Annotated in this window: 13 protein-coding genes and 1 pseudogene; 8 read left to right on the plus strand and 6 right to left on the minus strand. The window is 72.3% G+C overall.

Annotated elements, in window-relative coordinates; all coding sequences use genetic code 11:
- Positions 1–15: 15 nt before the first annotated feature.
- The gene (gene dgcA / locus AC2D8W_RS19375; RefSeq protein ID WP_484672900.1) at positions 16–1,083 is read right to left on the minus strand and encodes an N-acetyl-D-Glu racemase DgcA; all 1,068 of its coding nucleotides are present in this window, start codon (positions 1,081–1,083) and stop codon (positions 16–18) included.
- A 117-nt stretch (positions 1,084–1,200) separates the two neighbouring features.
- Between dgcA and AC2D8W_RS19380 the strand changes: the two genes are divergently transcribed.
- Both AC2D8W_RS19380 and AC2D8W_RS19385 read left to right on the plus strand, forming a co-directional pair.
- On the plus strand, positions 1,201–1,893 hold the full coding sequence (locus AC2D8W_RS19380; RefSeq protein ID WP_484672901.1) for a class I SAM-dependent methyltransferase: 693 nt from the start codon (positions 1,201–1,203) through the stop codon (positions 1,891–1,893).
- 43 nt (positions 1,894–1,936) lie between these two features.
- Positions 1,937–2,950, plus strand: a complete 1,014-nt coding sequence (locus AC2D8W_RS19385) for an adenosine deaminase (protein ID WP_484672902.1) — start codon at positions 1,937–1,939, stop codon at positions 2,948–2,950.
- Positions 2,951–2,998: 48 nt separating this feature from the next.
- On the opposite strand, the gene AC2D8W_RS19390 is transcribed toward AC2D8W_RS19385, so the two are convergent.
- Positions 2,999–3,418 (minus strand): GNAT family N-acetyltransferase, encoded by a 420-nt coding sequence (locus AC2D8W_RS19390; RefSeq protein ID WP_484672903.1) that lies wholly within the window; start codon positions 3,416–3,418, stop codon positions 2,999–3,001.
- Between the two features lie 117 nt (positions 3,419–3,535).
- Here AC2D8W_RS19390 and AC2D8W_RS19395 point away from each other — a divergent pair, with 117 nt between their 5' ends.
- The 4 genes from AC2D8W_RS19395 to AC2D8W_RS19410 all read left to right on the plus strand — a co-directional run bounded on the left by AC2D8W_RS19395 (position 3,536) and on the right by AC2D8W_RS19410 (position 7,818).
- Positions 3,536–4,747, plus strand: a complete 1,212-nt coding sequence (locus AC2D8W_RS19395; RefSeq protein WP_484672904.1) for a parallel beta-helix domain-containing protein — start codon at positions 3,536–3,538, stop codon at positions 4,745–4,747.
- 15 nt (positions 4,748–4,762) lie between these two features.
- On the plus strand, positions 4,763–5,818 hold the full coding sequence (locus AC2D8W_RS19400) for an SO2930 family diheme c-type cytochrome (protein WP_484672905.1): 1,056 nt from the start codon (positions 4,763–4,765) through the stop codon (positions 5,816–5,818).
- Complete coding sequence (locus AC2D8W_RS19405; protein WP_484672906.1) at positions 5,815–6,621, plus strand: CAP domain-containing protein; 807 nt, start codon at positions 5,815–5,817, stop codon at positions 6,619–6,621. The genes AC2D8W_RS19400 and AC2D8W_RS19405 overlap by 4 nt, the downstream gene beginning before the upstream one ends.
- A gap of 108 nt (positions 6,622–6,729) precedes the next feature.
- The gene (locus tag AC2D8W_RS19410) at positions 6,730–7,818 is read left to right on the plus strand and encodes an NADH:flavin oxidoreductase (RefSeq protein WP_484672907.1); all 1,089 of its coding nucleotides are present in this window, start codon (positions 6,730–6,732) and stop codon (positions 7,816–7,818) included.
- 57 nt (positions 7,819–7,875) lie between these two features.
- Here AC2D8W_RS19410 and AC2D8W_RS19415 read toward each other — a convergent pair whose 3' ends face one another.
- The 3 genes and pseudogenes from AC2D8W_RS19415 to AC2D8W_RS19425 form a co-directional block, all read right to left on the minus strand.
- Positions 7,876–9,828 (minus strand): tetratricopeptide repeat protein, encoded by a 1,953-nt coding sequence (locus AC2D8W_RS19415; protein WP_484672908.1) that lies wholly within the window; start codon positions 9,826–9,828, stop codon positions 7,876–7,878.
- Positions 9,829–9,835: 7 nt separating this feature from the next.
- A pseudogene (locus tag AC2D8W_RS19420) lies at positions 9,836–9,934 on the minus strand (PEPxxWA-CTERM sorting domain-containing protein); the annotation flags it as partial.
- Positions 9,935–11,272: 1,338 nt separating this feature from the next.
- Complete coding sequence (locus AC2D8W_RS19425) at positions 11,273–12,385, minus strand: S-(hydroxymethyl)glutathione dehydrogenase/class III alcohol dehydrogenase (RefSeq protein WP_484672909.1); 1,113 nt, start codon at positions 12,383–12,385, stop codon at positions 11,273–11,275.
- Positions 12,386–12,453: 68 nt separating this feature from the next.
- Here AC2D8W_RS19425 and AC2D8W_RS19430 point away from each other — a divergent pair, with 68 nt between their 5' ends.
- Positions 12,454–13,281 carry a phytanoyl-CoA dioxygenase family protein gene (locus AC2D8W_RS19430; RefSeq protein ID WP_484672910.1) on the plus strand — a complete coding sequence of 276 codons (828 nt, stop codon included), beginning with the start codon at positions 12,454–12,456 and terminating at the stop codon, positions 13,279–13,281.
- Here AC2D8W_RS19430 and AC2D8W_RS19435 read toward each other — a convergent pair.
- Positions 13,278–14,042: a terminase small subunit-like protein gene (locus AC2D8W_RS19435; RefSeq protein ID WP_484672911.1), complete on the minus strand. Its 765-nt coding sequence runs from the start codon at positions 14,040–14,042 to the stop codon at positions 13,278–13,280. The two genes, AC2D8W_RS19430 and AC2D8W_RS19435, sit on opposite strands and share 4 nt — an antisense overlap.
- Before the next feature lie 289 nt (positions 14,043–14,331).
- Here AC2D8W_RS19435 and AC2D8W_RS19440 point away from each other — a divergent pair, with 289 nt between their 5' ends.
- A complete protein-coding gene (locus tag AC2D8W_RS19440) occupies positions 14,332–14,565 on the plus strand; it encodes a hypothetical protein (protein ID WP_484672912.1) in 234 nt (77 codons plus the stop codon).
- The last annotated feature ends 67 nt before the right edge of the window (positions 14,566–14,632 follow it).

A 14,632-nucleotide genomic window follows, 5' to 3' on the forward strand; every position in this document is an offset into this window, starting at 1 on the left:
GATGCGCCGGCAAAGTCAACGCGATGCGGACGCAGCCTCGCCCCAGAAGCCAAGCTGTGGCGGATAGAGCACGCCCCGCTCGATCCGGCAGCCGCCCGCCCGGTCCTGCGCGAGCCACCAGGGCCCGTCCAGGTCCACCGCGTCGGCCACCGCGCCGACCCACATCGCAGGCGCGATCGACAGCGAACTCGACACCATGCAGCCGGCCAGGACGCCCAGGCCCAGGTCCCGCGCCTGCTGCACCATGGCCAGCGCGGCGGAGAGGCCGCCGGCCTTGTCGAGCTTCACGTTGACGCTCTGGTAGCGCCCCAGCAGCCGGCCCACGTCGCCGGCCACATGCGCGCTCTCGTCGGCGCAGATGGGCGCGGGATAGTCCAGCCCCTCCAGGGCCAGGTCGTCGCCTGCCGGCAGCGGCTGCTCGACGAGGATCACGTGCAGCCGCGCCACGAGGTCGGCCATCCGGTCCAGGACGTCGGGGGTCCAGCTCTCGTTGGGATCGACGATCAGCCGCGCCTCGGGCGCGCCTTCCGCCACCGCCAGCAGCCGCTCGCGCGGCGAGTCCGCGTCCAGCTTCACCTTCAGCAGCGGGGCGTCGGCCATGGCCGCGGCGGCGGCGCGCATGGCCTCGGGCGAGTCCAGGCTGATCGTCACCGCGGTCGCCATCCGCCCCGGGCGGCTGCGGCCCAGGCGCGCTCCGACCGTCCGGCCGTCGCGCCGCGCCGCCAGGTCCCAGAGCGCGCAGTCCAGGGCGTTCCGGGCCGCGCCGGGCGGCAGCGCCGCGACGACGCGCCGCGCGTCCTCGCCCCCCGTCAGCCGGAGCGCCGCGGCCCGCAGCTGGGCTTCCACGGTGTCGGTGGTCTCGCCGTAGCGCGGATAGGGCACGCACTCGCCCCAACCCTCGGCCTCGCCGTGCCGCAGCCCGACGGTCACCACGTCGGCGTGGGTCTTCACCCCCCGGGAGATGCGGAACGGGGCGGAAAGCGCCAGGCGCTCCGGCCGGATCGTGATCTCCAGGCTCACCTCGACCTCGGACTCCCGCTGCGGCTCGGCGCGTCGACACCTAACCTCACGCAGGGTTAACATCCCCCACCGCGAGGTCGGGAGCCCGGGCGCGGGCCGCACGAGCCTTCCGGGGAACGCGCGAAGCGGGCGCGTCGAATCCGCCGGGGTTCGAACGTCTCTCCGGCAGGAGGAACCTGCATGAGCTTCATCGCCCTTGCGGCCGCGCTGGCCGCCATCCTCGCGGCCCCCGGCCGGACCGAGGCCGACCGCGGCGCCGACGCGGCCCGCAGGCCGTTGCAGGTGCTGGAATTCTCGGGCGTGCGGCCGGGCTGGAAGGTGGGCGAGTACACCCCCGGCGGCGGCTACTTCACGCGGCTCCTGTCGCCCGCGGTCGGACCCGCCGGCCACGTCTACGCCTATCCCCCGGACGAGATCGTGCGCCTCCTGCCGCGCCACCTCGCGGACGCCAGGGCCGGCGCGGCGGCCGCGCCGCTGAGGAACGTGACCGTGGTCACCGGCGCCACCGCGGCCTTCGCGGCGCCCGAGGCGCTGGACCTCGTCTTCACCGCCCAGAACTACCACGACCTGCACACCCGCTTCGCCCCGCCCGGCGCCGCGGCGGCCTTCAACGCCGCCGTCTTCCGGGCGCTGAAGCCGGGCGGGACCTACGTCGTCGTCGACCACCGCGGCGACGAACCCGACCGCCTGCACCGGATCGATCCGGCCCAGGTCCGGCGCGAGGCCGAGGCGGCCGGGTTCCGCTTCGAGGCCGCGGGCGACCAGCTCGCCAATCCCGCCGACCCGCGGACCGCATCGGTCTTCGACCCTGCCGTGCGCGGCCGCACCGACCAGTTCATGCTGCGCTTCCGCAAGCCTGGACCCGGCCCTTGACCTGCCCCTTGACCCTGGGGGCCGCAGGCGCGACGACAATCGGATGAGCGACCTCTCCGCCTTCATCCGCGGCCTCCCCAAGGCCGAGCTGCACCTGCACATCGAGGGCAGCCTCGAGCCCGAGCTGATGTTCGAGCTGTCGCGCCGCAACGGGGTGGCGATCCCCTTCCGCAGCGTGGAGGAGGTGCGGGCGGCCTACGCCTTCGGCAACCTCCAGGACTTCCTCGACATCTACTACCAGGGCGCGGCGGTGCTGCTCACCGAGCGCGACTTCCACGACATGGGGATGGCCTACTTCCGCCGCGTGGCCGCCGACGGCGTCCGCCATGTGGAGCTGTTCTTCGACCCCCAGACGCACACCGACCGCGGCGTGCCGTTCGCGGTGGCCGCGGACGGACTGCTGGGCGCCATGGCCGAGGCCGGGCGCGACCTCGGGATCACCTCCAGCCTCATCCTCTGCTTCCTGCGCCACCTGGACGAGGACGCCGCCTTCGCCACGCTGAAGGCCGCCGAGCCCTACCTCGACCGCATCGTGGGCGTGGGCCTCGATTCCTCCGAGGTGGGCCACCCCCCGTCGAAGTTCGCCCGGGTGTTCGCCGCCGCGGGCCAGCGGGGCCTCAAGCGCGTCGCCCATGCCGGCGAGGAAGGCCCGCCCGCCTACGTGTGGGAAGCGCTCGACCTGCTGCACGTCGACCGGATCGACCACGGCAACCGCGCGCTGGAGGACCCGGCGCTGGTGAAGCGCCTCGCCGCCGAGGGCCTGACGCTGACCGTCTGCCCGCTCTCCAACCTCAAGCTCTGCGGCGTCAGCGACCTGCGCCAGCACCCGCTGAAGCGCATGCTGGACCTGGGCCTCAGGCCCACGGTCAACTCCGACGATCCCGCCTATTTCGGCGGCTATGTGGGCGAGAACTACGTGCAGATCGCGAACGCCCTCGACCTGTCCCGGGCCGACCTCGTCACCCTGGCCCGCAACAGCTTCCAGGGCTCGTTCCTTCCCCCAGACCAGGCCGCCGCCCACATCGCCGCGCTCGAAGCCTACGCCGCTGCGAACTAGGGGTTGGGCGCCGCCGGGGGGCTTAACCTGCGGCGTCGGAGGGGGGGATCAGTCCTCCAGTTCGTACACCACCATTTCCGTCCCCTTGAACCGGCGGCTCTCGTAGAGGCCTCGCGCCTCGACGTTGTCCAGTTCGGTGCCGAGCCAGGCGTACGCGCAGCCGCGCTCGCGGCCCCACGCCAGCAGTTCGTCGAGCAGCCGCCCGCCGATGCCGCGCCGCCAGAGGGCCGGCGTCACGCCCATGTTGTCGATGTAGAGCCCCGGCGGCTGGTCGGGCGACAGGTGCACGATCCCGCGGGTCTGGCCCACCACCTGACCGTCGGCCATCGCCAGCACCATGAGGTGGCGGTCGTCGGCCAGGTAGGCCGCCAGGAAGGCCGGCGAGATGTCCTCGTCGAAGACGTCCTGCGCCACCCGATCCAGGAGGCCGTCGTCCGAGGGCCCAACGCGCACGATCTTCGTTTCCATGGCGCGACCTTAAGGGTTGCCACCGGCTTGTGAACAGCGGCAGGGTCCAAACCTGAACGGGGCGTCAATTCCGGTCTCACCGACGCGAAGGCCGGGGCCCCGAGGGAGGCCGGATCCATGACCCGTTTCGCCATCGCCCTTCTGGCCGCCACCGCGCTCGCGGGCGCCGCCGGCGCGAAGACGCTCACCGTCACCCCGGGCCCCGACGCCCAGGAGCGCATCCAGACCGCGCTGCTCGACGCCAAGCCGGGCGACGTCGTCGAGCTCGCTGCGGGCCGCTACGACCTCACCGACGGCCTGTCGCTGGACGTCGACGACGTGGTGGTGAAGGGCGCGGGCCCCGACAAGACCGTGCTCTCCTTCAAGAGACAGAAGGGCGCGGGCGAGGGCCTGCTCGTGACGTCCGACCGGGTGACCCTGCGCGACTTCGCCGTCGAGGACACCAAGGGCGACGGGCTGAAGTCGAAGGGCTCGGACCAGATCAGCTTCATCAACGTGCGCGTCGAGTGGACCGGCGGCCCGAAGGAGACCAACGGAGCCTACGGCGTCTATCCGGTCTCGTCCTCCAACGTGCTGGTGGACCGGACCCTCGTGCGGGGCGCGTCCGACGCCGGCATCTACGTGGGGCAGTCGAAGAACATCGTGGTCAAGCGCAGCCGCGCCGAGTTCAACGTCGCCGGGATCGAGATCGAGAACTCGATGAACGCCGACGTGTTCGACAACGTGGTCACCCGCAACACCGGCGGCATCCTGGTGTTCGATCTGCCGAACCTGCCGGTCATGGGCGGCCATTCGCACCGCGTGTTCCGCAACCAGGTGGTCGACAACGACACGCCGAACTTCGCGCCGAAGGGCAACATCGTGGCCGGCGTCCCCGTGGGCGCGGGCATCATGGTGATGGCCAACCGCGACGTGCACGTCTTCGAAAACCGCATCGACGGCAACCAGACCGCCGCCGTCATGCTGGTCAGCTACACCCAGAAGTTCGACGACAAGACCTACAATCCCCTGCCCCGCGACATCGTGGTGCGCGACAACCAGCTGGGCCGGAACGCCTGGGACCCGCAGTTCAGCGGCGGGCAGGTGATCAAGGCCATGCTGGGCGGCAAGGTCCCGCCGATCATGTGGGACGGGGTCACCACCCACGCCCAGAGCCCGGGCGTCGCCAAGGTCCGCATCTCGGACGGCCCGGTGCTGAACCTCAACCTCCCGGCGCCGGGGCAGGTGGAGGCCGCCAAGCCCGCCATCACGCCCACCGTGGGCGACGTGCACGTCGCCGAGCCGAAGGCCGTCGTGCTGCCCAAGATGCAGGCCGACCTTGGCGCCTGAGTCCGATCCGGTGTGATGCGTCTGGGTCTTGCCCTTCTCGCGGCGCTGGCCAGCCTCGGCGCCGCCCCGAAGCCCGAGCCGGTCGCGCTTGAGGCGCTGTTGGCCGAAGCGCCCGCCCCCAGGCTCAGCGACTACCGCCTGTTCGCCGACGCGGCCGGCCGGCGGCCGAACGCGGGCGTCACGCCCTACGCCCTCAACACGCCGCTGTTCACCGACTACGCCGAGAAGTTCCGCTACCTCTACCTGCCGCCGGGGGCCAAGGCGCGCTACCGCGCCGATGGCGTCTTCGACTTCCCGGTGGGCGCCGCCCTGGTGAAGACCTTCGCCTATCCGGCCGACCTGCGGCGCCCGGACCAGCAGGTCCGCTACCTCGAGACGCGGCTCCTGGTGCGCAAGGCGGACGGCTGGGTTGCGCTGGCCTACGTCTGGAACGCCGAGCAGACCGAGGCCGTGCTGAAACGCGCCGGCGCGCGCTTCGAGGTCGCGTTCACCGACGGCCAGGGCGCGCAGCGCCGCATCGACTACGCCGTCCCCAACCAGAACCAGTGCAAGGAGTGCCACCAGCTCGACAGGACGCTGCAGCCGGTCGGGCCCAAGGCGCGCAACCTCAACGGCGACTTCGCCTATGCCACGGGCCGGGAGAACCAACTCGCGCACTGGACCCGCCAGGGCCTGCTGGCCGGCGCGCCGCCGCCGGCGCGGGCCCCGCGCACCGTACGCTGGGACGACCCCGCCGAGCCGCTCGAGGCGCGGGCGCGCGCCTACCTCGACGCCAACTGCGCCCACTGCCACCAGCCGCGCGCCATCGCGTCCAACTCGGGCCTCTTCCTCAACGTGGAGGAGACGCGGCCCGCCCACCTCGGCGTCGGCAAGGGTCCGGTGGCGGCCGGCCGCGGCTCGGGCGGGCTGAGCGTGGGCATCGCGCCCGGGCGGCCCGACGCCTCGATCCTCGCGTTCCGCATGGCCTCGAACGAGCCCGGCGTGATGATGCCCGAGCTGGGGCGCTCGCTGGTCCATGACGAAGGCGTCCGCCTGATCCGCGAGTGGATCGCCGCCATGCCGGCCTCATGAGGGTCACCCGGCGCGCCGCGATGGCCGCGGGCCTGGCCGCGTTCGCCGTTCCGGCCGCGGCCGACGGGATCCGCGACGCCGCCCCGCCCGCCACGGACGTCGCTGCCTGGCGCGCCTACGAGGCGCGGCTTCGCGCCCGCATGGCCGACGCCGGCGGCGGGCGCTTCGACGAGACGGCCGCCCGCGCGACCTTCGATCTCGGCAACGCCGCGCGCCGCGCGGCCGGCGCGCCCCCGCTCGAGTGGCGCGAGGACCTCGCCCAGGCGGCCCGCGCGCATGCCGGCGACCTCGCGCGGCGGGGCTACGTCGAGCACCTCTCCCCCGAGGGGTTCGACCCCAGCCATCGCTTCTGGCTGCTCGCCCGCCGCACCATAGGCTCTCCGTCCGAGAACATCGGCTACCACTCGGGCGCCCCGGTCGGCGCCGACCACTTCCTCCGCACCTGGCGGCGGAGCCCGGGGCACTGGGCCAACCTGCTGCGCGCCAGCCATTCCCACGGCGGCTACGCCTTCGTCCGCGGGCCCCGCCAGGCCGTGGCGGTCGGCCTCTACTGCCGGCCGCTCGCCGAGCTGGACGAGCCGCTGCCCTTCCAGGCCACCGGGCCGGACATCGCGCGCGCCTTGCGGAACCTGCCCGCCGAGCTGCGGCCGCGCCTCGCCGTCCCCCAGGGCTCGCGCCTCGGCCGGGTCGAGGGGGCGCCTCCGGTGATGCAGATCACCGCGCTGCGCCGTGTGGACGTCGGCCGCGCGGACGTCATCGGCGGCCCGATCTTCCTGGCCGCCCCGGATCCCGCGGCGGGCTGAACCGGCGCAAGGCGGCCTCCAGGCTGACGGCGCTTGCAGAAAGGCTGGTTTGCCGGACGCCGGGGAACCCCGCTAACGATCGCCGCCACGCCCTTCCGGAGCTTCGCCTTGGCCGACCTCTTCTCGCCGCTGTCCTTCGCCCACGGCCCCGCCATGAAGAACCGCTTCATGCTGGCCCCGCTCACCAACCTGCAGAGCCATCCCGACGGCCGCCTGTCGGACGACGAGTACAAGTGGCTCACCATGCGGGCGCAGGGCGGCTTCGGCCTGACCATGACCTGCGCGGCCCACGTCCAGGCGGTGGGCCAGGGCTTTCCGGGCCAGCTGGGCATTTTCGGCGACCAGCACCTCGAAGGCCTGACCCGCCTCGCCGCCGGCATCAAGGCCGCCGGCAGCGTCTCGTCGGTGCAGCTTCATCACGCCGGCAACCGCAGCCCGAAGGACCTGGTCGGCACGCCCGTCTGCCCCTCCGACGATCCCGAGACCGGCGCGCGGGGCCTGTCCCTGGGCGAGGTGGAGCAGCTGGTGGAGGACTTCGTCGCCGCCGCCGTCCGCGCCGAGCGGGCCGGCTTCGAGGGCGTGGAGATCCACGGCGCCCATGGCTACATCCTGGCCCAGTTTCTGTCGCCCGAGCTCAACCGGCGCGAAGATCGCTACGGCGGCTCGGTGGAGAACCGCGCCCGGATCGTCCGCGAGATCCTCGACGGCGTCCGCGCCCGCACCGGCCCGGACTTCCAGCTCGGCCTGCGCCTGTCGCCCGAGCGTTTCGGCCTCAAGCTGGCCGAGATCCTCGAGACCGCGCAGGCGATCCTCAGCGACGGCAAGATCGACTACCTCGACATGAGCCTGTGGGACGTCGCCAAGGAGCCGGTCGAGCCCGAATTCCAGGGCCGCAGCCTGATGAGCTGGTTCACCGCGCTGGACCGCGGCCAGGTCCGGCTGGGCGTCGCCGGCAAGGTGACCTCGCCCGCCATCGCCGCGAAGATGCTGGACGACGGCGCCGACTTCGTCCTGATCGGCCGCGCCGCCATCCTGCACCACGACTTCCCGGAGCGGTCGCGCGACCCGGCCTTCACGCCCGCGCCGCTGCCGGTCACCGCCGAGCACCTGCGCAACGAGGGCCTGGGCCCGGCCTTCGTCACCTACATGTCCACCTGGCCCGGCTTCGTTCAGGCGCCGGAGACCGTCGACGCCTGACGCGGGCCGCTTCGCCGCACCGGGTCGGTGGGCCTGGAGGCGGCGCGCGGCGCCGGCCTAAAGCCGCGCTTGTCGGGAGGTTCCCAGCGCCCCGCACTCGGCCGCCATCTGCCGGGTGAAGCTGGCGTTCGCCCCCAGGGTCCTGCGCAGGATGTCGATGCCCGCCGCGCAGTCGACGCGCGCCTCGCCCATGCGGCCCGCGCGCGCCAGCACCTTGGCCCGGTTCACCAGCAGGTCGCCGTGGTTGGGGTGGATCTCGCCGTAGCTGCCGTCGTAGTTCCGCTTGGCGTCGGCCAGGGTGGCCAGCGCCGCCTCGGTGCGGCCGGTCTCGCTCTCGATCAGCGCCAGGTACACGTCGGCGATGCCGATCAGGTAGTGCGGCTGGCCCTCGAAGGCCTTGCGGTAGATGGTCACCGCCTCGCGGAGCGCCCGCTCGGCCTCCGCCAGCTTCCCGCGGCCCTGCAGGATCTGGCCCTGCATCGACAGCGTGTCGGCCAGCAGGGGGTTGTCGCCGTCCAGCACCACGCGCTGGATCTTCAGCGCCTGGGCGATCTCGCTCTCGGCGCCCTCCAGCTTCCCGGCGTTGAACGAGTTCTGCGCCAGCGCGAACCAGGCGCGGCCGGTGAGCAGGTGGTTCTCGCCCGAGGCGCGGCGGAAGATGGCCAGCGACTGCTTCAGCGACGCCTCGGCCTGGTCGAACTGGCCGTCGTCCGAGAGCAGCAGGCCGCGGTTGTTGTAGGCCACCGCCATGTCGCGTGGCGAAGCGTCGGGCGCGACCCGATAGAACGCCAGCGCGCGGTCGAAGGCGGCGACGCCCGCCTTCACGTCCGACCGCGAGGTGGCGATCCGCCCCTCGGTCAGCGCGGCCTGCGCGCGCAGCTCGGGGTGGTCCTCGGGGTCGGGGCCCAGCAGGGCCACCGCCTGCTTCACGGTGGCCGCCGCCTTGTCCAGCGCGCCCTGGCGCACATAGGTGGCCGAGAGCACGAGCAGCGCCTCGGCGCCGTCGGGGCCGGCCTTGCGGATCGCCGGCAGCGACGACTCCACCGCGGTCTTCGCCTCGCCCAGCAGGCCGAGGTTGTTGTACGCGCGGCCCAGGGTCGCCAGCAGCCGCACCTGGATCTCGGGCTGGTTGGCCAATTCGGTGCGCGCCCGCTCGGCGCTTCGGCCCAGGATGGTCAGGGCGGTGATGGTGCGCGGGTTCTCGGTGGCGGGATTCGACAGCTCGAACGTGCCGACCAGGTAGTCCGAGGCGGCCCGGGCGGCGGCGCTCTCCTTCTCGGCGATCAGGCGCTGCCGGTCGGCCTCGATCCGCTGGAAGTTGGCGTAGACCGCGAGGCCGCCGGTCACGACCATGCCGGCCATGGCGCCCGAGGCCACCATCATCAGACGCTGGTTCCGGCGCTGCGCCTCGCGCTGCACCAGCTCGTCCAGCCGCAGGCCGGTCAGGCCCGCGATCAGCTTCATCTGCGCCAGGCGCTTGCCGTCGCCCTCGGGCCGCAGGTCGGCCGCGATCGGCTCGGCCGGGACGTCCGAGAGCTCGCCGTCGGGCCCCAGCTTGAAGCGCAGGCTGAGCGGGAAGCACTCCTCGTCCTCCTGGCCCGGGGTGTTCGAGGCGTAGGGCGTGCCGTCGACGATCAGGGCCAGCACGCGGCTCTCGCCGTGCAGGCGCTTGAAGCTGAGGATCTCCTGCATCACCCAGTGCGACTTGGCCGAGGCGCGGCTGCAGATGACGATCAGGAACATCGACCGCTGCAGCGCCGACATCAGCTCGCCGCCGAGGTCGGCCGACGCCGGCAGTTCGTCACGGTCGCGGAAGATGGGGGACGGGCGCGCGGGCGCGGGCCCGATCGGGGTCTCCTTGCCCACCAGCTTCTTCGGAATGCGGTAGGCCTCCACCGTGCGGTGGAGCCACGCCGCGTGCTGCTTGTCGCGGTGACTGTAACTTATGAAGGCCCGGTAGGCGCGGCCGCCTTGCGACGGCGCGCCCCCGGGCGACTCTGTTTGCGTCATGCCGACGCTAGATATGCGCCGGAATACGACGGCGCCGCAACGCCGCTCCCATCGCGCCGAAGCCGAGGATCATCAGGGCCCACGTGCCGGGCTCCGGCACCGCGCCGGCCGTGCTGGAGTCGTAGGTGAGCACGCCGTTCCGGAACACCGGCAGCCCGAACCGGGCCGGCGAGAAGTTCAGGCCCTGGATCAGCCCTTCCGGCAGGGGGTGCATCGGCTCGTCGTCCAACCCCAGTTGGTCCGGCATGCCGCCGAGCAGCATGCCGCTGCGCAGGGCGGTGGCGCTCAGCGCGTCGATGCCGCCGCCCCGGCCGATGGGATCGCCGAAGCCCGAGTAGGCCAGGAGGCAGATCTCGCCGGTCATGCCCATGCAGTCGGTGTTGGTCAGGCTGAACACCGAGGTGCGGTACTCGATGGTGTGCTCGCCCGGCAGCAGCGACAGCAGCACCGGGGTGGCGTCCCAGCCGAACGCGATGGCCGAGGTGTCGGTGATGTCGGTCTGCCGCGCGAAGCCGTTCAGCGACCGCGCGCCGGTGGCCTCGACCAGGAAGTCGCCCTCGTAGAAGGCCTCCTCGCCCAGGCCGTCGACCACGCAGTAGCCTTCGCAGCCCAGGGTGTTGCGCGCCAGCGCCAGGAAGCCCGACAGCGTGTAGAGCGTGTCCCCGTTGTCCAGGATGTCGAACTGGAAGCCGACGGCGCCGATGATCCCGTTCGTCTCGCCCGGCGCGTAGAGCTGCGAAAGCTGCGCCTCGTGGTGCGAGACCTGGACGCAGCTGTTGGTGAAGAGGCAGCCGCCGCTGGTGTTGGCCAGGTACATGCCCAGGCCCTGGGGCGTGATCTCGGAGTGGAACGCGATCGGCGCGTCCTCGGTGTTGAGGAAGTCGAAGCTCACCGTCGAGAACGACTGGAACGAGCTGAAATTCCCCTCCGACGTCGAGTTCGAGCTCTCGAAGAAGATCGACGAGGGCCCGATGTTCACGAACGAGTTGTACGCCGCCCCGCCGTTCGAGCCCGGGGCGTTGCGCAGCACGCCCTCGCCGCCCGGCAGCTCGATGTCGTTGTTGCAGATGGAGGACACGCAGCCCTCGCCGCCGCTCGGAATGTTCGCCCGCGAACCCGCGGTGGCGTTGATGTTGCTGATCTCGCTGGCCGCCGCCGAACCCGCCGACAACAGAGCCACCGAAGCGACCGCTAGGAACAAGCTACGCATGTGTATGACCCCCCAGACAGCGGACCGCCCCGGAGCCTCCATGGCCCATGGCGGCGTTAAAGCCTGGGTAACCAGATAACATGGTGTGCCGGGGACCCGACGGGATTCTTCTGTGAGTTGTGTAACATGGTTAACGGCGCCCACCTCTTGGGCGCTTGCGGCGCGCTTCGGAAGCCGTCCGCATGACCCCGGTCGCGGCGCCGCTCCGGGCCGGCCGCACTACTTATGCGGGTGCTAATAGACCACGACGGTGCGGATGCTCTCGCCCGCGTGCATCAGGTCGAAGGCCTCGTTGATGCGGTCCAGCGGCAGGCGGTGGGTGATCATCGGGTCGATCTCGATCTGGCCGTCCATGTACCAGTCCACGATCTTCGGAGTGTCGGTGCGGCCCCGCGCGCCGCCGAAGGCCGTGCCCTTCCAGACGCGCCCGGTGACCAGCTGGAACGGCCGGGTGGCGATCTCCTTGCCCGCCTCGGCCACGCCGATGATGATGCTCTCGCCCCAGCCGCGGTGGCAGGCCTCCAGCGCCTGGCGCATGACCGTCGTGTTGCCCGTGGCGTCGAAGGTGTAGTCCGCGCCGCCGTCGGTCAGCTCCACGAGGTGCGCCACCAGGTCCTTGTCGCCCAGCCGGTGCGGGTCGACGAAGTGGGTCATGCCGAACCTGCGGCCCCATTCCTCGCGCTTGGGCTGGATGTCGACGCCCACGATCTGGCTCGCGCCCACCATCTTCAGGCCCTGGATCACGTTCAGCCCGATGCCGCCCAGGCCGAACACGATGCAGCGGCTGCCCGGCTCCACGCCGGCGGTGTTCACCACCGCGCCCACGCCCGTGGTCACCCCGCAGCCGATGTAGCAGGCGGTGTCGAACGGGGCGTCCTTGCGGATCCTGGCCACCGCGATCTCGGGCAGCACCGTGTAGTTCGAGAAGGTCGAACAGCCCATGTAGTGGTGGATCGTCTGGCCCTTGTACGAGAACCGGCTGGTCCCGTCGGGCATCAGGCCCTTGCCCTGGGTGCCCCGGATCGCGGTGCAAAGGTTCGTCTTGCGCGACAGGCAGCTTTTGCACTGCCGGCATTCCGGCGTGTAGAGCGGGATCACGTGGTCGCCCACGGCCACCGAGGTCACCCCCGGCCCCACCTCCACCACCACGCCCGCGCCCTCGTGGCCCAGGATCGACGGGAAGATGCCTTCCGAATCCAGCCCGTCCAGGGTGTAGGCGTCGGTGTGGCACACCCCCGTCGCCTTGATCTCGACCATCACCTCGCCGGCGCGCGGGCCTTCCAGGTCCAGCTCCACGATCTCGAGCGGCGTCTTGGCCGCGAAGGCGACGGCGGCGCGGGTCTTCATGCGTGGGTCCTCGACTCGGCTGGCCGCGCAGCATTTACCTATGCCGACAGCAATGTGAAGCCGCCCCCATGGACGATCCCGGCCCCCTGGACCGCACGACCCCGCGCCGCCACCCGCAGAGCGAGGGCTTCGAATGGCGCCTCGCCCGCCCCGACCCCGCGCGCCGCCTGGCGCCGGCCGAGATCGACGCCTTCGACCGCGACGGCTACTGCGTCGTCCGCGGCGCCTTCACCCCCGCCGAGATCGCCGCCGTCGCCGCCGAGATCGACCCGATGGAGGCCGCCCATGCCGAGTTCGCCCGCGCGCGCGGCGGCCGCGTGCGGCTCACCGACGCCGAGGCCATCACCTTCACCCTGCACCTGGTGAAGCGCTCCGCGGTCCTGCGGGCCTTCGCCGCCCATCCGGCGATCAAGGACATCGTCCACGACCTCATCGGCCCCGACGTGCGCCTCTACTGGGACCAGGCCGTCTACAAGAAGACCGAGAAGCCGCAGGATTTCCCCTGGCACCAGGACAACGGCTACTCGTTCGTCGAGCCCCAGCAGTACCTGACCCTCTGGATCCCGCTGGTCGACGTGGACGAGGCCAACGGCTGCCCCTGGATCGCGCCCGGCCTGCACCGCCTGGGCACGCTCGAGCACCGCCCCACCGACATCGGCCTCGTCTGCCTAGACGCCGCGCCCGACGCCGTGGCCGCCCCCGCGCGGATCGGCGACGTCGTGGTCTTCTCCTCCCTCGCCCCGCACCGCACCGGCCCGAACCTCAGCGACGCGGTGCGCAAGGCCTACATCCTGCAGTACGCCCCCGACGGCGCCGTCGTGGTCCTCCCCGACGGCCAGCGCCTCCCCCAGAGCGACCCCGACCGCCAGTTCTTCGTGCTGCAGGGCGGGCGCTAGGCCTTCGGCGCCCTCGGCCCGCGCGGCGGCCGCACCCGGACGCCGCCCGTCCCCAGCCCCGGCGCCCGCACGTCCCGGTGATAGGGCTGCAGTTCGCTCTCGGCGCGCGCCCGCTCCGCCTCCGGCTCTTCGCGGTAGAGCTTCGGCATCAGCCGCCCCTTGCGCGCGAACAGGGCTCGCCGCGCCACGGTCGCCTGGGCGATGCCCATGGTCATGTCGGCCACGTCGTAGACGACCTCCTCGGCCTGCATGTCGAGCCTGAAGGCCCGCCAGGCGCAGGCGTCCACGAACGCCGCCCGGAACCCCGGGCACTTCCTTACCCGCGAATAGAGCGCCTTGGCCGAGGGCGCGCCCTGCGCCCGCACCGCCTCGCCGGCCGACGCCCCGTCGCGGATCGCCTGCAGCAGGCCCGCCAGCGCCGCCGCCGGAACGCTCTCGCGCCGCCCGCCGCCGGTCCGCCGCCGTCCCGTCGCGCGGCGCCGCGCGTCCGCGTCCTCGCGCCGCGCCTGCGCCAGCATCGCCCGCAGCTCGGCCACCTTCGCCCCGAACTCGGGCACGACGTTCATCCAGCGGAACACGGTGCAGTAGGCCGGCATCCGCGGATCGGCGGTGATCTCCTTCATCGTGTCCCCATCCGCGATCCGCTGCAGGATCAGCCGCCCCATCGCCCAGGTGAACGCGGTGTCCTTGTCCCCCGGCTCCTTGTCCATCGGCGGTATGGGCCACGCCCGGGCCAGCCGCGGGTCGATCGGGTAGGTCATCCGCCCAACCTGCCCCCCACCCACGCCAGAACCGGACGTCCTCTTACCTCCCCCGCGAAGCGGCGGGAGGGGGACCGACCGCCGAGGCGGCGACAGCCGCCGTAGAGCGGTTGGTGGAGGGGGCGAGCCTCCCCCACGACCTGCGCTACCGCCCGGACCCGCCGCCCGCACCGCCGCTCGCCCCCTCCACCACGCGCTCTTCGCCTGCGGCTCGGCGCGCGGTCCCCCTCCCGCCGCTGCGCGGGGGAGGTGAGTTGCGTTTGTTCTTCCTATGTTCCAGATGATCCTTATGAGGAACCACTTGATCACCAGCCGCGCCCGGGCGCTTCGCAAGGCGATGAGCGACGCCGAAGTCATCCTGTGGACCCGCCTGCGAGGTCGTGGTCCCGATCACCCTTACCTCCCCCGCGAAGCGGCGGGAGGGGGACCGACCGCCGAGGCGGCGACAGCCGCCGTAGAGCGGTTGGTGGAGGGGGCGAGCCTCCCCCACGACCTGCGCTACCGCCCGGACCCGCCGCCCTGACCGCCGCTCGCCCCCTCCACCACGCGCTCTTCGCCTGCGGCTCGCCGCGCGGTCCCCCTCCCGCCGC

The organism is Phenylobacterium sp. T106, assembly GCF_057219735.1.